We start from the raw sequence: 19,317 nt of genomic DNA on the forward strand, positions 1-19,317 counted from the left end.
AATGTACGATTTTATTATTGTTGGTGGTGGAATAACGGGTTCTGCATTAGCATACGAATTAGCGAAAAAAAATGCTAAAGTTTTACTCCTCGAAAAAGATGCAATTTCTGATAACGCAACACGCTATAGTTATGGTGGTTTAGCCTATTGGTCTGGAATTACAGATTTAAACCGTCAACTCTGTCGAGAAGGAATAGAAATACATCGTAACTTATCAGATGAATTAGGTTCAGATACGGAATTTAGAGAAATTGATTTAATCTTATATATTCCTCGAGAGACTAACCCAGAAAGTATTCTACAAAACTATAATAAATTTGAGATAAAACCCGAATTACTCTCAGTACAAGAAGCGTGTGATATTGAACCATTATTAAACTCTGATGCGATTTCTGGAGTTTTAAAATTACCGCATGGACATATAAATACTAAAAAAACAAATCAAGCATATTTAAACGCTTTTTGTCGTTTGGGTGGAAAAATTCAGTATGAACAAGTGACCCAGTTTCTTGAAAAAGAGCAAACAATTATCGGTGTAGAAACATCAGAAAATAAATATTATGCAGATAAAATAATTATTTGTGCGGGTGGTTTAACACGTAGTTTATTAAAACAAATTGGAATCAATCTAAAAATTTATTTTAGTAACGCTCAAGTTATTGTGACAAAACCAACTGAGATTAAACTAAAAACCTTAGTAATGCCTGCCATTTTAAAAAGATTAGAGATTGAAAATAAAGTTACACAAACTGAAAACGAAAACCGATGGATTAATCCTAATACAAATATTTTAGATAGCATTTGTGAAGCAGGAGCAATTCAATTTATCGATAATCATTTATGTTTAGGTCAAATTAGTCAATTTATTACAGATCCCTATACAAAAGTTAACTCGATACTGAGTGAACAAGAAATACGTCAAGAAATAGGACAGATTTTACCAGAATTAAAAGACATCCCAGGAACCTTAGAACAATGTCTTGTCGCATTTTCTAATAATACACAACCTTTAGTCGGTAAAATCGAAGAATGGACAGGAATCTATACATTTTCAGGATTTACCAGCACTTTAGCTTTTGCACCACCATTAGCCAGACATTTCGCTAATTGGTTAATCGAGGGAAATGATTTTATAATTGAACAATGTAGGGGTTTAGTCTCCAAACCCAATTAAAATCAAAAAATTAACAATGATTACTCAAACCGAAAAAAAATACTACACACGAGAAGAATACTTTGTACTCGAAGAAACCGCAGAATACAAAAGTGAATACCACGATGGAGAAATCATCCCGATGACTGGAGGAACAACAAATCATAATAAAATTGTAGGTAATTTCTACAGTAAATTTCTAATTACCATCAATAACCAAGAGTATGAAATTTATATGAATGATGTTCGGTTATCAGTTCCAGATTACAATTTATATACCTATCCTGATGTCATGATTATTAAAGGAAAACCAAATTATACAAACAAAAGCAAAACAACAGTAACAAATCCTCAAGTGATTGTCGAAGTTTTATCTAAATCCACACAAGATTATGATCGAACTGAAAAGTTTAAAATGTATCGTTCTTTATTGAGTTTAAATGAATATATTATGATTAATCAATATCGTTACTCCGTTGAAAAATATGTTAAACAAACTGAAGAACAATGGTTCTATAGTTACTTTGATGGAGAAGAAGCAATATTGACATTATCTTCTCTTGAATTTCAAATTCCCTTTAATGAACTATATTCTAGAGTAGAATTTGAAGAAAGTGACGAAATTGAACCAGAACAAGACTAAATACCGTGACTTTTTCCTATTACCCAATGACGACGGAAATAACGCGATAAAGAAGATTCTTCCAAAGATAAGTAAATAGGTCTACCATGAGGACAGGTTCTAGGATTACGGGTAATCTTCCATTGATTTAAGATCGTCTGCATTTCAACTAAAGTTAAAGCAGTTCCATTTCTAATAGCACTTCGACACGCGGTAGCAACTTGTGCGGTTTCTAAGTCTCCTCCCCAACTTAATTCGATTAACGCTTCTTGACAATCATTACGATCGCTTAACATCTTCGGTGCGCTACGAACGGCCCAAAGTTGTTCCCCAAAGGTTTCTATTTCTAATCCTAATTCTTTTAATTGCTCAACTTGACGCGCATTGAGTTGTTTTAAAATAATTGGAGTCTCTAAAGAAATAATCTCCCAATGATCCTGTAACTTTTCATATAACACCCTTTCATGTGCAATATGTTGTTCAACTAACCATAATCCGTTATCGTGTTCCGCTACAATATAAGTATTCCGTACTTGGGCAACGGCTGTTAATTCGATTAATCCCCAATCATCTTTAGATTTAATCGTCTCGCTTTTTGGCGCGGGTGCAACGTGATAAGTGCTTTTTTCCTCTGCTGCTTTAATCAGATTACTGACACGGCTATTGTATAAAGCAGTGGGAAGAGTTGCCGAACTAATTTTTAAAGCTTGATCAATCGCATTTTGAATTTGTTCTTGCCAAAATGAAAGAGATTGCAAATATATTTCAGATTTAGTCGGGTGTCTATTCCAATCAATCAAACTGGGACAGGTTTGTAAATGTAGGAAACAGACAGGATATCGATCCCGTGGTAAAGTTCTAGCAAAGGATGTAACAATCGTCTGTTCTAAATCAGAATTACGGATCATGCGACCATTAACCGCAATTTTAACCCAATCGAGACGATGACGATGACAACGATCGGGTAATCCAACCACTAATTCAATTTTAGAGGTAGTTCTTTGAATATTAGAACAATTCTCATGAGGGGTTGCTATTTCTAGAATTAATGCCTGTAAATCCGTATGATGAACGCTTTTGAGGATTTGCGGTAAAATGTGATGAGAACTCGTACTCGGACTAATCTTAAACCAAGGTGTATCATCTTGAAAGACTTGCCACGTGACACAAGGATGACATAACGCGACTTGATGAATAAAAGATTGTATCCCTTTGAGTTGCTGATTAATTGCAGGTAAAGCGTTGCGACGTACAGGAAGATTACTAAATAAATTAGAGACTGTAATGATGGTACCTGATGCGATCGCTGCTGCTGTGAGATTTTCGATTTCCCCTTGTGGAGTATAACGCACACGCCATCCTAAATCATCATCTAACACCGAACGACTGGCAATCTCTAATTCAGCAACTTGAGCAATACTATGTAAAGCTTCGCCTCTAAACCCTAAACTGGTAATACGCCATAAATCATCATGACTATAAATCTTACTGGTACTGTGTGGCTGACTACAGACCTTTAAATCGTCTAAGATCATACCATCGCCATTATCAGATACTTGGATGCGCCATAATTGAGGATAGATCGAGATCACAATTCGATTAGCTGTTGCATCAAGCGCATTCTCGACTAATTCTCTAACGACTGCTACTGGAGAATCAATTACCTCACCAGCAGCAATCAAATTAATGACATCAAGTGGTAAGGATTGAATTTTCATTACATCAAACGGCTAAAAAAAATCACCTTACCATGATAACAATCTAGTGCATCTGATCGCGTGGAGTGAATTGCCAACACAACTCAATCGAAAACCCTTCAGAATACGGTAATCTAACTAGGGGAGAAATAAGGAGATTATTTAACTTGGGTGTCGAACTTCGTAGCTACGTTTATTTAGATAACTTGCAGCAACAACACGCCGCCTATATTGGTACTGTTGCACTAGGATATTTACCCATACCAGGGGATGCGTCTCTGTGGATTGAAGTTTCGCCCGGTATAGAAATTAATAAAATTACAGATATCGCGCTTAAATCGGCTGTCGTGCGTCCAGGAGTACTGTTTATCGAACGACTGTACGGACTCTTAGAAATTCATTCTAGCAATCAAGGGGAAGTTAGAGCAGCAGGAAGTGCGATCGTACAATATCTAGGAGTCACCACCAGAGACTGTATCAAACCGCAAGTCGTCTCCAGCCAAATCATCCGCAACATAGATCCGTACCAAAGTCAATTAATTAATCGAAATCGTCGCGGTCAAATGTTACTTGCAGGACAAACATTATATGTCTTAGAAGTCCAACCTGCTGCCTATGCCGCATTAGCTGCCAATGAAGCTGAAAAAGCCGCTTTAATTAATATTCTACAAGTCACCGCCGTCGGAAGCTTTGGACGACTTTATTTAGGGGGTGAGGAACGCGATATACTTGCGGGATCTCGTGCTGCACTGGCTGCAATTGAAAATGTACCTGGAAGACTGCCTAATATCGGTGAAAAAAAAGAATAATACCGAAATTGTAGGGGTTTTGTACAATAAACAGTAAACAGTAATCAATCAAAAAAACTTTCATCCCTCAAACTGATTACTGGTAACCGTAGGGGTTTGGTCTCCAAACCCTAGATTTGACTAAAATTAAAAACCAATTCTTAAAAAAAATATTCATTTTAAGAGAAGCAAATATCATAGATAAAAAATAAGCTAAGAAAAAAACACTATGAAATTCTCGCTCATTTTATCTACTGTATTATTGACTACACCTGTAATAGCGGCTGAATACGAAGGAAAAAACATTGATAATCAAAAGTTTCCAGCAAAAGCCTACTATCAAAAGACTGGTGGCGTGTATGATGTAATGGTGGAATTTAAAGGAAATCGAGCGATTCTCCATTTCACTGATGATAGTCAGGTCATCCTAAATCTAGGAACACCGCGTATTTCAGATCTTAACAATATCATCGGCTACGGGAGAATCGGATTTATCCCCATTAATCGTGGTTTCAGTTTTGGATTAGAATCGGGTGACTCAAATAATGAGATCGGTTCCCCTACACCAAGAACTGCCGAGGATGTTTGGAGAATTCAACTCGACCCCAAAAACCTCTAAATTACTCCGAAAGAATTCTATAAATTTCGCGCTTTAACTGAATCAATAAGTCGCGGAGTTGTAAGGTTTGTTCTGATGTGCCACTACGAGCGACAATTGCGATCGCATCATTTAATTCAGTCACCGCTTTTCGTAAGTCCATCAGTTCAGCAGAAGGTTGACCGCGCATCGACTCTGTAGCGGGTCTTTGACGCTCATTAAGCAACTGTCTACCGCTTTCTGTGATGGTATATACCCGTTTATCGTCTACTGCCTCACTGGTCAAATAACTCCCCTCTTCTAGCATCTGAAGGGTTGGATAACTGAACCTGGACTAACCCGACAAAAGCGTGATTCTAATTCTTTAATCAGTTCATACCCATGTTTCGGCCCTTCGGATAGAAGTTCCAATAAGATAATTCTGATTTCACCGCGTCGCATCCGAGGTTGATCTCCCCATCCTCTTCTCGATCCTCTGCTTTGTCTAAACGATTGATACTCTCCAAATCGGGGATCAAAATAAGCCCCCTCCCATACTGGAGCGAAATATTTTGAACATCGAAACATCTTTATTTCCTCTAAATTTGATACATAACGATATATCGTTATTTTTTAATATATCTCGATATATCGAAAACGGCAACTGAACCCCACTAACTTTGATTTGTTCTAAGATTTGTACTCTTGTGTATGTAGGGAATGTCAAGATCGAGAGTAAACTGGAATTGAGTTAATCGTATCAACGTAAATATTGCCAAGAGCATGAGCCTCAAACAACAGAAAACAAAGCAACGAGTGAAAATACAGCCAGAATCACCCATGTTGGCGCAATTGAATGACCAACAAAAATCGGCTCTTTCAGCAATGCAAGCGTTTCTTAAATCTGATGCTCATTTTTTCTTGCTCAAAGGTTATGCGGGAACGGGGAAAACCTTTACCATCCAAGCACTCATCCAAAAACTGCAAACCGAAAATAGAAATATTTGGATAGCGTGTGCGGCACCGACTCATAAAGCAGTCAAAGTCCTCAGAAATATGGCTGATACTTGGAAAATTGAAAATGTCGATTTTGCCACGATTTATCAGCTTCTCGGATTAACGTTGGACTACGACGAAGAAGGAGGACGTACATTAGTCGAAGGACGAGACTCTAAGCTCAAAAAATACAAACTCGTGATTTTAGATGAAGCGTCGATGGTGTCCTCTAAATTATGGCAACTTCTATCGACGATCGTACCCAAGCGCAATGTAAAAGTAATCTGCATGGGTGATCCTGCCCAGTTACCCCCCGTCCACGAAATAGAATCACCCGTATTTACCGCAATTTCCGCACAAGCTGAACTGACACAGATTATGCGAAATCAAACTGAGAATCCTATTTCGACAATGATTCAAACGGCACGAGAACAAGTCTTTACTCAAAATTGTTCTTTAGTCATCAATAGTAATTTTAGTTGTGATCAATCTCAAGGAGTTTGGGTCTTAGAAAAATCAAAATGGCTACAACAGATGGTCAAAGCGTTTCAGTCTCCCACATACCAGAAAAACCCAGATTATGTCAGAGCGATCGCATGGACAAACAAAACAGTAGACTATCTTAATCATCATATCCGTCACGCGATATACGAACACGCCGATCAGCCATATGTCGCGGGAGAACGACTGATTGCAAAAGATACAATTTTCGATCCCTATGAAGAGGAAGAAACAATATTAATGAATGCGAGTGCCGAATGTGAAGTCATCAGTGCTAGTTATAGTAACAGTGGTAAATATCATGTGTGGCGATTAAAAGTAGTCGATGAAGAAGGCTCTGAACATATTCTTAAAGTTCTAGATGCGTCCTCTTATGAGAAATTTCAAACTGATCTTTCACATCACGCAGAACAAGCACAAATTAAAAAGCTAAAAAAAGTCAAAAACCCTTGGGAGGATTACTGGACACTCAGAAATCGTTATGCTCAAGTTAATTATGCCTATGCCATGACCAGTCATAAAGGACAAGGTTCAACATTTCAAAATGTTTTCGTTGCACAAAAAGATATTTTACGCAATCCAAATGAAATCGAACGTTACAAAAGCCTTTATGTTGCTTATAGTCGCGCATCCGATCGATTAATTATTCAGGTTTAAATCACTCTCTAGAGCCTCATCAAGAGTAATATAAACATCACTGGGTATATCAAATAACTCGGACATAGAAGCGATCGCACTTTTTAAACAATGATCATGAATACTTTCTAAATAAACTTTAAGACTCGGAGAATCTTCAAGACGATCTTGAATTTGGATTCTGAATGTAACAATTTCAGAACGCCATTTTCTTGAATTGTATGATTTCTCTGCTTCCCAGTATGATAGCTTGAGTAAGTGTTCTAAAAGACGAGTTAAAAGGCTTTTAACTGCATTTTTTTCACTCTTACCCAAATCGATTACCTCTTCAATTAAGTTTTTCCAGTCTACCGCTTCAAAATCTCTGTCTTGTAGTTGTTTAACCGTTTCCTCAATCCATTGATTGTAGTCCGTCTCATAAGCAACCTTTTTTTGCGCCTTAGTTGACATTTTAGACTCTCCTATTAGATAGATTTTTGGCTACAATAATTTGATTTTATATGTAATCCCTATTTGAGCTTAACTTTTTCTGATAATTCTCGGCTCATCACAAATAAATCTAGATTTATCTTCTTTTGATATTAATGATTAGATACGGATATCCATATTTATCCCTAAATCTATTACTTAAGAGGGTTTGACGATCGTACCCATACATGAAATATCCGTATTGTCTGCAAATCAATCTTTACTTGTAGTATAATGTAATTCAAGATGAAATCAATGAGGATAACCGATCATGCACATTTCCTAATGACCCTGATTTTCGTTAAACTATAAGAGTGAACAAACCTTATTCGCCTTTGAATTCATTAGAAGAAGGTCACTGGTTTAAGCTGATTTGTGGCGCAAGTTATCAAGACCTTCCAACGATCCGCAGTTTATCTCTAGCTTATACACTTGCTGGCGTAGATTGTATTGATGTTGCGGCTGATCCAGCAGTGATTACAGCAGCAAAAGAAGGAATAGCAGCAGCCCAAAACAGACCCGATAAACCTTGGTTAATGGTTAGCTTAAATGATGGAGAAGATCCGCATTTTCGTAAAGCAGAATTTAACCCAGAACGCTGTCCCTCTAATTGTCCTCGTCCTTGTGAAAGCGTTTGTCCAGCAAACGCGATCGATCATCAAGGAGTCATCGATCAACGTTGCTATGGTTGCGGGCGATGTCTTCCGATTTGTCCACATCAAATTATTGTAGCGCGATCGTATGTCTCGACCCCAACGGCTGTCGCTGAATTCTTACAAAAAACGGACATTGATGCGATTGAAATTCATACCCAAGTCGGTCACTTAGAAGACTTTAAACGGCTTTGGCGTGAAATTCAACCTTGGCAAAATCGACTAAAACTACTTGCTATTAGCTGTCAAGATCATCTTGATTTAATCGATTATCTCACAGCTTTGTATGAAACAATTAGTCCTTTATCGTGTCCTCTAATTTGGCAAACCGATGGTCGTCCGATGAGTGGTGATCTGGGGAAAGGCACAACCCATCCAGCAATAAAAATGGCACAGAAAGTTATAAAAAGTGAATTACCGGGTTATGTACAGCTTGCAGGTGGCACAAATCATCATACTGTGACTAAATTAAATGAAATGGGGCTGCTTAAGACACAAAACGGAATTTCTGGGATTGCCTATGGAAGTTATGCCCGTACCTTACTACTGCCAATTTTAGAAGGTTTAAAGAGCCAGATCCCTCTAGAACATGATTCTAAATTTTTACAGGCAACCGTTAGTAAAGCTTATTCTCTTGTAGGACAACTCAAATCAGATTTTTTGACGGGGCGTACAAGCCTCGCCTTAAAAAGGCGGGGACAGCCCCTCACTGATTAACGATAAGTGGGTAAGTTGATCCCCTTTGCTGCAACTCTGTTTTAAAAAAAACAACTCAATAAATAACCTATATCACATTAATGCCAACACAATTGTCTTCTCAACGGTCGCTCATAACTGATGATTTGCACAAATTACTGGATATTTTGCCAGAATCAATTAAACAGAAAATTGAGACGCACCCCCTACGGGATCAGTTAGTAGAAGTCGTTATGGACTTAGGTAGACTTCCTGAGGCTCGTTTTCCTAATGAGGCGGTGTATTTAGGTGAGATTCCAGTAACTAAAGAAGATTTACAACATTGTATCGAACGAGTCGGAACATTTAGCGGTGATAACCGTGCAGGAATTGAGCGAACCTTGCATCGGATCAGTGCTATTCGTAACCGTACGGGAGAAATTATCGGTTTAACCTGTCGGATCGGTCGGGCCATTTTTGGTACGATCGCAATGATCTCAGAATTGGTTGAAACAGGAAAATCGATCCTTCTTTTAGGGCGACCTGGAGTCGGAAAAACAACCGCATTACGTGAAATTGCGCGAGTTTTAGCCGATGATCTGCATAAACGAGTAGTAATTATCGATACTTCTAACGAAATTGCGGGTGATGGCGATATTCCTCATCCTGCGATCGGACGGGCGCGACGAATGCAGGTGGCAAGTCCAGAACTACAGCATCAAGTGATGATCGAAGCAGTAGAAAACCATATGCCCGAAGTGATCGTCATTGATGAAATTGGGACGGAATTAGAAGCTTTAGCCGCGAGAACCATTGCTGAACGGGGAGTACAGCTAGTCGGAACAGCACACGGGAACCGACTGGAAAATTTAATCAAGAATCCTACTTTATCAGATTTGGTCGGTGGCATTCAAGCGGTTACTTTAGGGGATGAAGAAGCAAGACGACGCGGTTCACAAAAAACCGTACTTGAACGCAAAGCCCCGCCGACTTTTGATATTGCCGTCGAAATGATGGAACGACAACGCTGGGTGGTGCATGAAGATGTATCCGACACCATTGATATCTTACTCAGAGGACGGGAACCTGCTTTACAAGTCCGCAGTGTTGATGAAAATGGTAACGTTCAAGTTCAGATGGAAAACCCCACCCCTGAACCCAATGGACAATACGGGGGATTGACTTTACCGGCTCGTCCGACGGGATGGCGTGCCTCTGGGCGCATGACTCCTTTGGCTGCACCGAATAATACAGTCGCCCGCAAACCAAAAGATGATTTTGAGCAGATGCTGGAACAATCTTGGTTTCAGTCTGAACCGCCGACCGAAAAAATACGGACACCGGGGCCAAATGGCGAAGATTGGCCAGTATATGTGTATCCCTATGGCATTGGTCGCGCTCAAATTGATCAGGTGGTGCAGTTATTAAATTTACCAGTTGTCTTGACAAAAGACTTTAATGGTGCTGATGCGGTTTTAACTTTGCGATCACACGTCAAAACCCATTCTAAGCTCAGACAAATGGCCAAAGGTCGTCAAATTCCGATTCATGGGATTAAATCAAATACGATTCCTCAGATTAGTCGCGGTTTAAAACGAATCTTAGGGATTGATGATCCGCAGTCGGAGGCGACAGATATTCGTCTATTTGCCCACAGTGGCAGTGATGATGAACTAGAAGCCCTCGAAGAAGCCAGATTAGCCGTAGAACAGATTGTAATACCCACTGGACAACCAGTCGAATTATTACCGCGATCGGCAAAGGTGCGAAAAATGCAACATGAGTTAGTCGAACACTATCGCTTACAGTCCGATAGCTTTGGGGAAGAACCCAACCGCCGTATACGGATCTATCCCGCGTGAAATGTAGGGGTTTGGTCGCCAAACCCTTTTTTACTGTCTAATCCCACGAATGACACCCCGTTCGGTCACTTTTTGCTCTTTAGAATAACCCGCAAAAGTACGAGTGGCTATCACTTCAATTTCGACACCTGTACCTGAACGGAGATAGTCTGGATCGATAGGCATTTTTCCCAGATTAAGAATAAAACGATTTCCCTCAAAAGTGACTAATTCTGGAGGCACTTCACCTTCATACTTCGTCATATAATCGGTCGCACGGTGAAAAGCATCATCAGATTGAGAAACGCGGTATTTAATGCGGAATTTTGAGCCAATTAGATTCGATTGACTCGCTTGATCCACTAATTCTAATTTGAGATTATTACCATTGCCCGAAAGACCTGCACTTTTAAGCTGAACCACTTCGCGATCGTAAACTGCATTATAAACCACCATTTCCGTAACATTATTACGCTTTTGGGTGGTTGCTTCTAGCCAAAGATCGTTAGGCAGAACAACTTTGATTTCTCCATTTTCTTCTAGAGTCAGAGTAACTGGCTTATTAGCAAATTTTTCAAACGGCTGTGGTGCATTCCAAATCAATATAAAAGACCGTTCAATGCGTTCTACTAATGCCAAATACTGATCATCAATCACTGAACCTGGGGCAAATAAAGCGATCGCACCAGTTCGAGTTTCCCATTTATTTTTCGATAATACAAAACCACGATCTTTTAAAGCAGCCATCGTTACAGCGGCACTGGGTTGATCTGAGGTTAAAGGCTGATCTAAATTAATTAGTGTTAGTTTGCCTGGCCTGCCGTCTTTGCCAACTCTACCACTTGTTCCACCCTTACCATCTAGACCATTTTGACAGCGAAACTCACGAGTAGTACAGCTATAGTTCGGATCGCCTGGTTTACCCGTACAAGTCGGAATTGTCCAATAAATCTGATTACAGCCACAGCCTTTACCACCATTACCTCCCGCGCCAGGTTGTCCACCTTTGCCACCAGCAGCATTAACAGTAATTTGGTGAAGATTTGCAGGATTTGAGGTATAAATCGTCAAAGCACCGCCATCACCGCCATCGCCCCCATCGCCCCCATTACCCCCATTACCCCCATTAGCACCCTGTAAATTACGGTTTGGTTCTTTGGGTTGTTCTTTACAATTACTATCTTTCCCCGTAGCCCCAGTATCGCCATCGGTGCCACTTTGTCCCGCTAAATTCAGATTTAGGGGCGAACCATCGGCAAAAATCGTCAAACTGTCGCTATTTTTTCCGTTACTCCCCACTTGTCCACTAGACCCATCCGATCCTCTGCTGCCGAATTCTTTGATCTCTTGCCCCCAGGCTACCCAATGACAGTTATTAGGATCAGCAACCGACGAAAAGACGTAAGGAAACGTAAGAAATATAAAAAAGAGTGAGAGTTTACCAGGCAACTTCATGGAAGGTTTAGACTTTTAATACTTTCGATTTGACTGACTTCTCATGATAGACTTTTGTTTCCCTTGACCCAATCAGTGTAAGATAGTCCTAAACTTGATTTGAGAGATCACAGGCAATCGCGAGGTTTTTCGTGAAAAGAGTCTTAGCTATTATACTTGGAGGCGGCGCAGGTACTCGCCTGTATCCACTAACCAAACTGCGGGCTAAACCAGCAGTACCTTTAGCTGGAAAATATCGTTTAATCGATATTCCCATTAGCAACTGTATTAACTCCGATATTCACAAAATATATGTTCTGACCCAATTTAATTCGGCATCCTTGAATCGACATCTCAGCCGAGCGTACAATTTTTCTGGCTTTTCTGAAGGTTTTGTTGAGGTTTTGGCGGCTCAACAAACACCTGAAAATCCTCAATGGTTTCAAGGAACGGCTGATGCAGTTCGTCAGTATAGTTGGATACTTGAAGAATGGGATGTTGATGAATTTCTGATTTTATCGGGAGATCATCTGTATCGCATGGACTACTGTCAGTTCATCGAGCGCCACCGACAAACGAATGCTGATATTACGCTTTCAGTGGTGCCAATGGATGAACGCAGAGCGTCGGATTTTGGTTTAATGAAGATTGATGATCAAGGGCGGATTATTGATTTTAGTGAGAAGCCTAAAGGTGATGCCCTCAGACAAATGCAGGTGGATACGAGTCTTTTGGGCTTAAGTCCTGGACAAGCTCGACAGTATCCTTTTATTGCGTCAATGGGAATTTATGTATTCAAAAAACAGGTTTTAATTGATTTACTCAAAGCAAACTCTGAACAAACTGACTTTGGTAAAGAAATCATTCCCGCTTCTTCTTCTGATTACAATTTACAAGCCTATTTATTTAAGGGTTATTGGGAAGATATCGGAACAATAGAAGCTTTTTATGATGCTAATTTAGCTCTCACTCAACAACCTCAACCGCCTTTTAGTTTCTACGATGAAAAAGCCCCGATTTACACTCGGACTCGCTATCTACCCCCTACTAAAATGGTCAACTGTACCATTACAGAATCGATGATTAGTGAGGGCTGTATCTTAAAAGATTGTCGGATTCATCATTCTATTCTAGGGATTCGTACTCGTGTAGAATCAGACTGTAATATTGAAGATACGATGCTGATGGGTTCAGATTATTATGAATCTTTTCCAGAAAGAGAAACTCTTGTTAAACAAGATAAAACTCCGATTGGGATTGGTTCAGGTTCAACGATTCGACGGGCAATTATCGACAAAAATGCTCGAATTGGCCAAAATGTTTTAATTGTTAATAAAGATCGGATCGAAGAAGCTAATCAAGAGGAAAAAGGTTTTTATATTCGTAGTGGCATTGTTGTTGTTTTGAAAAATGCGCTCATTCCTGATGGCATGGTGATTTAAAACCAATTGATCAACTCTCTGGGGCTTGTTTGAGACTTAAAAATCAAGCCCTTTATTTATCAGGATATCAGGAATTTTCCAGCCTAGTCTAGTTGGTTGTTGATAGACTTTTTTTAGTGTATTAATATCTCTAACTGAAATACTTGGATAATTTCTCACTTGAGAAAAGTATAAAGCATCGGTTTCTACTGGACTATGACCCCAAATTCCTAAAGCGTGTCCTAGTTCGTGACGGGCAGCAGAAAGTAAAGAAGTTTCGCTTAATCTCGGACTAATTAAAATTGTCATCCGATGCGTTAATAGGGGGGGCTGAGTTTTGGTTATTTCTAAATCATAACGAGTTTGAGCCGTTCGAGCGCGGGGAATTTCAATTTTACCCGTTTCGGCGTTGAAAGAAGATCCTAAAGGTGGTAGTTCTCTTTTAATGAGAATATTAGCAATTTCTGGCTCTTTTACGATGTTAAGAGGTAAATAGATATTCCATTCTTGAATTGCTGTTGAAACTGCACTTACCCATTTTTGAAATTGTTGATAACTCGCTGTATTTTGTTCTAATTCGGGTTGAGCTAAATAAATTTTTATCGGAAATTCTGTCCAAATTAAAGCACCAATGGGAGGAGAAACAAGACTGCAAAAATAATCATCTTGCTCTTGAGGTTGCCATTGTTCTAGAGTGATGGGTAAAGGATGAATTTGTAATACTGGTAAAATTGGTTCACTTTCTTGAGCGTGTAAAGTTGTTTTGAAGATAAAAAAACTGGCGACAATCACCAGTCCTAAAATAAACGAAAGAAAATTAATCCAAAAATTTCTTTTCATAAATTATGATATTTTTGAAAGGGTTTGAAGACCAAACCCCTACAATATTAATGTTCTACCTAACTAACCATCCTGCACTTAAAACCACTGTTAGAGCAATAAAAATAATCGCTAGAGACCAAGTAATTTGATTTAAGGTTTTTTCAGCCGTTTTAGCACTCGTAAATAATTGAGCTTGACCACCAATTCCACCTAATCCATCACCTTTGGGGCTGTGTAATAAGACTAAAATAATTAGAAAACTTGCTGAAACTGTCCAGAGAATTTGTACCAGTAATGTCGCCGTCATTTTTTTTAAGTTTAAGAAGTGTTATTTTACAAAGAAATACGAATAGGAGTTCGATTTTGCCTAATTTCAAACTCTGAGGGTTTAACTAACGATCGCCCAGTCATTTCTGACGGTTTAGAAATTTGTAGAATCTCTAAAATCGTTGGTGCGATATCAGCTAATCGTCCATCCTCTCTTAATTCTACATTCGTACCATGACCTGCGATTTTACGTTTTTCCCCTTCTATTAGAATAAACGGTACGGGGTTAGTTGTGTGGGCTGTCCAAGGATTCCCTTCCTCATCGCGCATAGATTCGGCATTCCCATGATCTGCGGTAATTAAAGCCGTTCCCCCCGCTTTATTGATACTTTCAATCACTTTACCCAAACATCGATCAACTACTTCAATCGCTTGAACGGTAGCTTCGATATTCCCTGTATGACCGACCATATCAGGGTTCGCATAGTTAACAATAATTAAAGAATAAATGCCTTTTTCAACAGCACTACAAACAGCTTTTGTCACAGCATCGGCTGACATTGCAGGGGCATGATCATAGGTAGCTACCATCGGACTTTGAATCAGTTCACGATCTTCGCCGTCAAAAGGCTTTTCTAAACCACCATTAAGGAAATAGGTTACATGGGGATATTTTTCGGTTTCGGCTGTCCGAAATTGCCGTAAACCTTCTCTAGCGACAACTTCTCCTAAAATATTGTTTAGGTTTTGGGCTTCGAAAGCAACATCAACGGGTAATTTTGCTTCGTATTGCGTTAGCGTGACAAAACCTAGAGGCTCGATCAGATCTCGATCAAACCCATTAAAATCACTCATGGTCAGGGCATGGCATAGCTGTCTAGACCGATCTGGACGGAAATTATAGAAAATTACCCCATCACCTGCTTCGATGGCTCCAGAGGCTATCCTAATGGGGGGGATAAATTCATCGGTCACATTTTGAGCATAGAAATCTTCTAGGACTTGTATCGCGCTGCGTCCGTCTCCTGTTCCGTCTTGAGTCATGACAGAGTAAGCTTTTTCGACTCGATCCCAACGGCGATCGCGATCCATGGCAAAATAACGACCGCTAATGGTCACAATTTGACCAATGCCAATTTTATCAATATGCTCTTGGATCTGTGTTAATGCTGTAATGCCTTCTGTGGGACTGGTATCTCGACCATCTGTAATAGCATGAACGCAGACTTGCGATATTCCTTGTAATTTAGCTAAGTCTAATAATCCTAGTAAATGCGAGAGATGCGAATGTACACCCCCCTCTGAGCATAAACCAATTAGATGAAGTTTACCATTCCTAGCTTGTAGGGTTTCGCATATTTCGACTAGGGCTGGATTATTGAAAATTGAGCCATCTTCAATTGCATCTGATATTCTAACCAACTCTTGCGGGACAATTCGACCAGCACCAATATTCAGGTGTCCCACTTCTGAATTTCCCATTTGACCGACAGGTAGTCCAACATCTTTTCCGGAGGTACGAATTAATGTTCGGGGATAAACTTCCCACAAACTATCCATTACAGGGGTTTTAGACAGAGCGATCGCGTTTGCTTCTTGCTCTGGGCGATAACCCCAACCATCTAAGATAATTAGCACCACCGGAGATACAGGTGCTTGAGTCATGACACTTGCTCTATCCTAATTCAATCTCTGCACCTAAGATAATACCACTGACTTTTAAAATTCTTCAATTCAAGAAAAGAATCTAGACGACATAATTATCTAAAAGCTTCCTTTTTCCGCCATCTTATAGACCCGAAGTAGTTTGAGCAAATAATGTACTAAAATCAGTAGTAATTCTTGCATCAGGTGTATTTTCTGGCTTAGAAATCAGATCAAAAGCTTTATTCTTTGCATTGCTCTCTTTTAAAGACTGTACAACGACTTCAGCTACATCGGCTCTAGGAATCGATGTGGGAATTCCATTTGGTGGATGTGTCAGGAAATCATCATTTTTGCCAACTAGTAATTCTCTAACTCCTCCAGCTTGATCGAGTAAACCCCCTGCTCGAATGATGGTATGGTCAATGCCTGAATCAATTAAGTATTGTTCGGCTTTCCGTTTCCAGATCAAAATATTTCCGTTGCCCAGACTGTTTAAAGGATGATTTTCATTCGTTCCACCCATCGAACCGACTAAAACAATGTGTTCAATTCCCTGTTCTTTTGCAGCATCAATTTGATTTTTTTGACCGATCCAATCGATCATTTCTGGCATTTCTCTTTCTGCAAAATCAACGGTCATCCGTCGTCTCACGGCGGATGCTGCGTTGATGTCATCAAAAATGGGTCTTGAGCCAGAAGTTGGTGGGGCTACCATTTTTGGAATTGCACTGGTTAGAATAACTAATGCTTGACATCCTTCTAAGGCTGTTTTAAGAGCTATGGGATTTAGAATATCTCCAATAATAAATCCTTTGGTTGTCCCAAATAATTCTTCTACTTTTTCTCTTGAACGTGCAAATCCGATCACTTCAAATTCATCTTTTAGTTGACGTAATTTTTGCAAGACTAAAAAACCTGTTTTACCCGTCGCACCCGTTACTAAAACTTTTTTTAATTCCATAAATAAACACTTTTGTCAAGTTAATTTGATTCTATTTATCTAACTTTAATTTTACTGTTTTAAATGACGGATTGTCTCTAAAATCTATTAAAAACTACGAATTTTCCGATAATTCCTTCCTCCTCATTCACGTCAAGAAAACCTGACAAAATTTTTGTCAATTTCGACTCTAACATTTGTAATCTAAATTACATTTGTATACGGCATACATAAGTTACCCTAGTTTAGTCATTTTCTTCGCTCTATATTTTTGGTCAATAACATTGATAAAAAGTATAAAGGTGGAAAAGAAAAACTCAACAAAAATTTTAAGATGTTCTCTAATTTTTTAAAGTTAAGTTAAGCATGAAAAAATTCAGCGTTTAATCGTGATCGTAGCATCAGTAGCCTTATTAGCGTCTTGTAATTCTAATACAACAACCAGTAGCCCCGTCTGCTAGTTCAAGTCCGACAACAGAAACAACGACTACGGCACCAACAGAATTAAAACCTGTGAAAGTGCAGTTATCTTTCTTGATGCAGAGTTTAGACGCACCTCTAATTTTAGCCATCAACAAGGGCTATTTTAAAGAAGAAGGATTAGATGTAAGTTACGAAAGAGGTTTCGGGAACGTCGATACCGTTAGTAAATTAGGTTCAGGTGCCTTTGATATTTCGTTTAGCGATATGTACAACACCCTTGATTTTAATTCCAAAAATCCCAATGATCAGATCATGGCGGTGGCAGTGTATCAGAATAAAGCTCCATTTGTGATCGTTGCTTTACAAGACAAAGGCGTTAATAGTCTAAAAGATTTAACGGGTAAAAATTTAGGTGCGCCTGCTGGTGATGGGCCAAGAAAACTGTTTCCCCTGTTAGCCAAAGAAGCGAATTTTGACCCAAATTCCGTTAAATGGACGACAATGGAAGCCAAGTTAAGAGAAACATTGTTATTATAAGGAAAAGTTGATGCGGTGAGTGCCTTTGCGCCTTCTGCGGTACCAGCATTAATTAAAGCAAGTAAAAAACCCGATGATATTAACGTTTTTTATTACACGGATAATGGATTAGATTTCTACGGTAATAGTATTTTCGTTAAAAAATCATTTGCCAAAAAGAATCCCGAAATTGTTAAAGCTTTTGTGAGAGCTTATATTAGGGGATTTCAAGACATGATTAAAGCTCCAACTGCTGGTTTAGATGCAGTTTTAGCGGCAGATCCAAGTAAACTAATGGATCGAGAATCCGAAAGAATTCGTTTAGAAACCGTTTTAGCGCAAGGTTTTATTACACCAGAAGTTGAAACATTAGGAATTGGTGCAGTTGATCCAAAACGCCTAGAAACCAGTATTCAACAAACCGTTCAAGGATTTGGCATCAAAACGAATCCAACGGTAGCCGACATCTATACTGATCAATATTTACCACCTCTAGCTCAAAGACAATTACCCCCCGCATCAGAACGTAAACCCTTGCAATAAATATGTTGTTTAAGACGTGAGTGAATCGCGTCTTTACCTTTTTTTGTTAATCCAAAGTTTGGTACAAATTATGGTTAAACCTCTTTCTGAAATTCCTTCATCTGATATCACTCCAATTGATGAAACAACACTTTTGGAGTTTGATCAAGTTGGTTTAGAATATCCCTTTGAAGGGAGTATGCGCCGAATTATCCAATGTCGGGCCTTCGGGTTGCGGTAAAACTTCTATTTTAAGAATGGTATCGGGTTTGAGTCCTGCACCGATCGGCGAAATTCGCTATCGAGGACAGAAAATTACAAAACCGATGAAAAATATTGGAATTGCATTCCAGAATCCCGTGATGCTACCTTGACGAAATACTCTCGATAATGTGTTGTTACCGTTAGAAGTCGTACAGCCCTATAAAAAAGAATTTGGGCGCAGAAAAACCGAATTTGTCAAGATGGCGCAAGATTTATTAACAACGGTGCGTCTACAGGATTTCCAAAAACAATATCCTTGGCAATTATCGGGGGGATGCGTCAACGGTCTTCTTTGTGTCGTGCGCTAATTCATCAACCTGAAATCTTACTATTAGATGAACCTTTTGGGGCGTTAGATGCGTTTACCCGTGAGGAAATGTTGGTGATGTTACAAGCGTTATGGATGAAGGCGAAATGTGTATCGATTTTGATTACTCATACTAAGTTGCGAATT

21 protein-coding genes and 1 pseudogene are annotated in these 19,317 nt (G+C 39.2%); 13 read left to right on the plus strand and 9 right to left on the minus strand.

Annotated features, from left to right (window positions below; translation table 11 throughout):
* Position 1: 1 nt before the first annotated feature.
* Complete coding sequence (locus tag CFPU101_RS07010; RefSeq protein WP_206814602.1) at positions 2 to 1,174, plus strand: FAD-binding oxidoreductase; 1,173 nt, start codon at positions 2 to 4, stop codon at positions 1,172 to 1,174.
* Positions 1,175 to 1,190: 16 nt separating this feature from the next.
* Entirely contained in the window at positions 1,191 to 1,796 is a 606-nt protein-coding gene (locus CFPU101_RS07015; RefSeq protein WP_206814603.1) for a Uma2 family endonuclease, read from the plus strand.
* Here the strand turns inward: CFPU101_RS07015 and mutL are convergent.
* On the minus strand, positions 1,793 to 3,493 hold the full coding sequence (gene mutL, locus CFPU101_RS07020) for a DNA mismatch repair endonuclease MutL (protein WP_206814604.1): 1,701 nt from the start codon (positions 3,491 to 3,493) through the stop codon (positions 1,793 to 1,795). The two genes, CFPU101_RS07015 and mutL, sit on opposite strands and share 4 nt — an antisense overlap.
* Before the next feature lie 146 nt (positions 3,494 to 3,639).
* On the opposite strand from mutL, the gene CFPU101_RS07025 reads away from it, so the two are divergent.
* Together CFPU101_RS07025 and CFPU101_RS07030 are read left to right on the plus strand one after the other, a co-directional pair.
* Complete coding sequence (locus CFPU101_RS07025) at positions 3,640 to 4,281, plus strand: hypothetical protein (RefSeq protein ID WP_206814605.1); 642 nt, start codon at positions 3,640 to 3,642, stop codon at positions 4,279 to 4,281.
* Between the two features lie 208 nt (positions 4,282 to 4,489).
* On the plus strand, positions 4,490 to 4,879 hold the full coding sequence (locus CFPU101_RS07030; protein WP_206814606.1) for a hypothetical protein: 390 nt from the start codon (positions 4,490 to 4,492) through the stop codon (positions 4,877 to 4,879).
* A 1-nt stretch (position 4,880) separates the two neighbouring features.
* On the opposite strand, the gene CFPU101_RS07035 is transcribed toward CFPU101_RS07030, so the two are convergent.
* Both CFPU101_RS07035 and CFPU101_RS26140 read right to left on the minus strand, forming a co-directional pair.
* A complete protein-coding gene (locus CFPU101_RS07035; RefSeq protein ID WP_307730435.1) occupies positions 4,881 to 5,165 on the minus strand; it encodes a hypothetical protein in 285 nt (94 codons plus the stop codon).
* On the minus strand, positions 5,159 to 5,425 hold the full coding sequence (locus CFPU101_RS26140) for a PadR family transcriptional regulator (RefSeq protein WP_307730436.1): 267 nt from the start codon (positions 5,423 to 5,425) through the stop codon (positions 5,159 to 5,161). Before CFPU101_RS26140 ends, CFPU101_RS07035 begins: the two co-directional genes overlap by 7 nt.
* 195 nt (positions 5,426 to 5,620) lie before the next feature.
* Here CFPU101_RS26140 and CFPU101_RS07040 point away from each other — a divergent pair, with 195 nt between their 5' ends.
* Positions 5,621 to 6,991: an ATP-dependent RecD-like DNA helicase gene (locus CFPU101_RS07040; RefSeq protein ID WP_206814607.1), complete on the plus strand. Its 1,371-nt coding sequence runs from the start codon at positions 5,621 to 5,623 to the stop codon at positions 6,989 to 6,991.
* Here CFPU101_RS07040 and CFPU101_RS07045 read toward each other — a convergent pair.
* Positions 6,974 to 7,420, minus strand: coding sequence for a DUF29 domain-containing protein (locus tag CFPU101_RS07045; RefSeq protein WP_206814608.1), 447 nt, complete (start codon positions 7,418 to 7,420; stop codon positions 6,974 to 6,976). The two genes, CFPU101_RS07040 and CFPU101_RS07045, sit on opposite strands and share 18 nt — an antisense overlap.
* 332 nt (positions 7,421 to 7,752) lie before the next feature.
* On the opposite strand from CFPU101_RS07045, the gene ldpA reads away from it, so the two are divergent.
* Both ldpA and CFPU101_RS07055 read left to right on the plus strand, forming a co-directional pair.
* Positions 7,753 to 8,808 (plus strand): circadian clock protein LdpA, encoded by a 1,056-nt coding sequence (ldpA, locus tag CFPU101_RS07050; RefSeq protein ID WP_206814609.1) that lies wholly within the window; start codon positions 7,753 to 7,755, stop codon positions 8,806 to 8,808.
* Between the two features lie 80 nt (positions 8,809 to 8,888).
* Positions 8,889 to 10,628 (plus strand): R3H domain-containing nucleic acid-binding protein, encoded by a 1,740-nt coding sequence (locus CFPU101_RS07055; protein ID WP_206814610.1) that lies wholly within the window; start codon positions 8,889 to 8,891, stop codon positions 10,626 to 10,628.
* A gap of 30 nt (positions 10,629 to 10,658) precedes the next feature.
* Here CFPU101_RS07055 and CFPU101_RS07060 read toward each other — a convergent pair whose 3' ends face one another.
* Entirely contained in the window at positions 10,659 to 12,062 is a 1,404-nt protein-coding gene (locus CFPU101_RS07060; RefSeq protein WP_206814611.1) for a collagen-like protein, read from the minus strand.
* Between the two features lie 131 nt (positions 12,063 to 12,193).
* Here CFPU101_RS07060 and CFPU101_RS07065 point away from each other — a divergent pair, with 131 nt between their 5' ends.
* Positions 12,194 to 13,483 (plus strand): glucose-1-phosphate adenylyltransferase, encoded by a 1,290-nt coding sequence (locus CFPU101_RS07065; RefSeq protein WP_206814612.1) that lies wholly within the window; start codon positions 12,194 to 12,196, stop codon positions 13,481 to 13,483.
* Between the two features lie 36 nt (positions 13,484 to 13,519).
* Here the strand turns inward: CFPU101_RS07065 and CFPU101_RS07070 are convergent, their stop codons facing one another.
* The 4 genes from CFPU101_RS07070 to CFPU101_RS07085 form a co-directional block, all read right to left on the minus strand.
* Positions 13,520 to 14,302: a peptidase gene (locus tag CFPU101_RS07070; RefSeq protein ID WP_206814613.1), complete on the minus strand. Its 783-nt coding sequence runs from the start codon at positions 14,300 to 14,302 to the stop codon at positions 13,520 to 13,522.
* Between the two features lie 55 nt (positions 14,303 to 14,357).
* Positions 14,358 to 14,591, minus strand: a complete 234-nt coding sequence (secG, locus tag CFPU101_RS07075) for a preprotein translocase subunit SecG (RefSeq protein ID WP_206814614.1) — start codon at positions 14,589 to 14,591, stop codon at positions 14,358 to 14,360.
* A gap of 26 nt (positions 14,592 to 14,617) precedes the next feature.
* Complete coding sequence (gene gpmI, locus CFPU101_RS07080; protein ID WP_206814615.1) at positions 14,618 to 16,216, minus strand: 2,3-bisphosphoglycerate-independent phosphoglycerate mutase; 1,599 nt, start codon at positions 16,214 to 16,216, stop codon at positions 14,618 to 14,620.
* 124 nt (positions 16,217 to 16,340) lie between these two features.
* Positions 16,341 to 17,159 carry an SDR family oxidoreductase gene (locus CFPU101_RS07085; protein WP_206814616.1) on the minus strand — a complete coding sequence of 273 codons (819 nt, stop codon included), beginning with the start codon at positions 17,157 to 17,159 and terminating at the stop codon, positions 16,341 to 16,343.
* A 516-nt stretch (positions 17,160 to 17,675) separates the two neighbouring features.
* Between CFPU101_RS07085 and CFPU101_RS25480 the strand changes: the two are divergent.
* The 5 genes and pseudogenes from CFPU101_RS25480 to CFPU101_RS07115 all read left to right on the plus strand — a co-directional run.
* Positions 17,676 to 18,620: pseudogene (locus tag CFPU101_RS25480) on the plus strand (ABC transporter substrate-binding protein).
* Between the two features lie 70 nt (positions 18,621 to 18,690).
* Positions 18,691 to 18,840 (plus strand): hypothetical protein, encoded by a 150-nt coding sequence (locus CFPU101_RS07100; RefSeq protein ID WP_206814619.1) that lies wholly within the window; start codon positions 18,691 to 18,693, stop codon positions 18,838 to 18,840.
* 16 nt (positions 18,841 to 18,856) lie between these two features.
* Complete coding sequence (locus CFPU101_RS07105; RefSeq protein ID WP_206814620.1) at positions 18,857 to 18,973, plus strand: hypothetical protein; 117 nt, start codon at positions 18,857 to 18,859, stop codon at positions 18,971 to 18,973.
* 18 nt (positions 18,974 to 18,991) lie between these two features.
* Positions 18,992 to 19,171 carry a hypothetical protein gene (locus tag CFPU101_RS07110; protein WP_206814621.1) on the plus strand — a complete coding sequence of 60 codons (180 nt, stop codon included), beginning with the start codon at positions 18,992 to 18,994 and terminating at the stop codon, positions 19,169 to 19,171.
* A partial coding sequence (locus CFPU101_RS07115; protein ID WP_206814622.1) for an ATP-binding cassette domain-containing protein occupies positions 19,120 to 19,317 on the plus strand: 198 nt, incomplete at its 3' end. The genes CFPU101_RS07110 and CFPU101_RS07115, both read left to right, overlap by 52 nt.

This window comes from Chroococcus sp. FPU101, from assembly GCF_017312365.1.
GTDB lineage: Bacteria > Cyanobacteriota > Cyanobacteriia > Cyanobacteriales > Microcystaceae > Chroococcus.

Bases quoted from the DNA above. Each gene is read 5' to 3' on its own strand.
- CFPU101_RS07010 (WP_206814602.1), top strand. From the start codon at position 2: ATGTACGATTTTATTATTGTTGGTGGTGGAATAACGGGTTCTGCATTA.
- CFPU101_RS07015 (WP_206814603.1), top strand. From the start codon at position 1,191: ATGATTACTCAAACCGAAAAAAAATACTACACACGAGAAGAATACTTT.
- mutL (WP_206814604.1), bottom strand. From the start codon at position 3,493: ATGAAAATTCAATCCTTACCACTTGATGTCATTAATTTGATTGCTGCT.
- CFPU101_RS07030 (WP_206814606.1), top strand. From the start codon at position 4,490: ATGAAATTCTCGCTCATTTTATCTACTGTATTATTGACTACACCTGTA.
- CFPU101_RS07035 (WP_307730435.1), bottom strand. From the start codon at position 5,165: ATGCTAGAAGAGGGGAGTTATTTGACCAGTGAGGCAGTAGACGATAAA.
- CFPU101_RS26140 (WP_307730436.1), bottom strand. From the start codon at position 5,425: ATGTTTCGATGTTCAAAATATTTCGCTCCAGTATGGGAGGGGGCTTAT.
- CFPU101_RS07040 (WP_206814607.1), top strand. From the start codon at position 5,621: ATGAGCCTCAAACAACAGAAAACAAAGCAACGAGTGAAAATACAGCCA.
- CFPU101_RS07045 (WP_206814608.1), bottom strand. From the start codon at position 7,420: ATGTCAACTAAGGCGCAAAAAAAGGTTGCTTATGAGACGGACTACAAT.
- CFPU101_RS07055 (WP_206814610.1), top strand. From the start codon at position 8,889: ATGCCAACACAATTGTCTTCTCAACGGTCGCTCATAACTGATGATTTG.
- CFPU101_RS07060 (WP_206814611.1), bottom strand. From the start codon at position 12,062: ATGAAGTTGCCTGGTAAACTCTCACTCTTTTTTATATTTCTTACGTTT.
- CFPU101_RS07070 (WP_206814613.1), bottom strand. From the start codon at position 14,302: ATGAAAAGAAATTTTTGGATTAATTTTCTTTCGTTTATTTTAGGACTG.
- secG (WP_206814614.1), bottom strand. From the start codon at position 14,591: ATGACGGCGACATTACTGGTACAAATTCTCTGGACAGTTTCAGCAAGT.
- gpmI (WP_206814615.1), bottom strand. From the start codon at position 16,216: ATGACTCAAGCACCTGTATCTCCGGTGGTGCTAATTATCTTAGATGGT.
- CFPU101_RS07085 (WP_206814616.1), bottom strand. From the start codon at position 17,159: ATGGAATTAAAAAAAGTTTTAGTAACGGGTGCGACGGGTAAAACAGGT.
- CFPU101_RS07100 (WP_206814619.1), top strand. From the start codon at position 18,691: ATGGTTAAACCTCTTTCTGAAATTCCTTCATCTGATATCACTCCAATT.
- CFPU101_RS07105 (WP_206814620.1), top strand. From the start codon at position 18,857: ATGGTATCGGGTTTGAGTCCTGCACCGATCGGCGAAATTCGCTATCGA.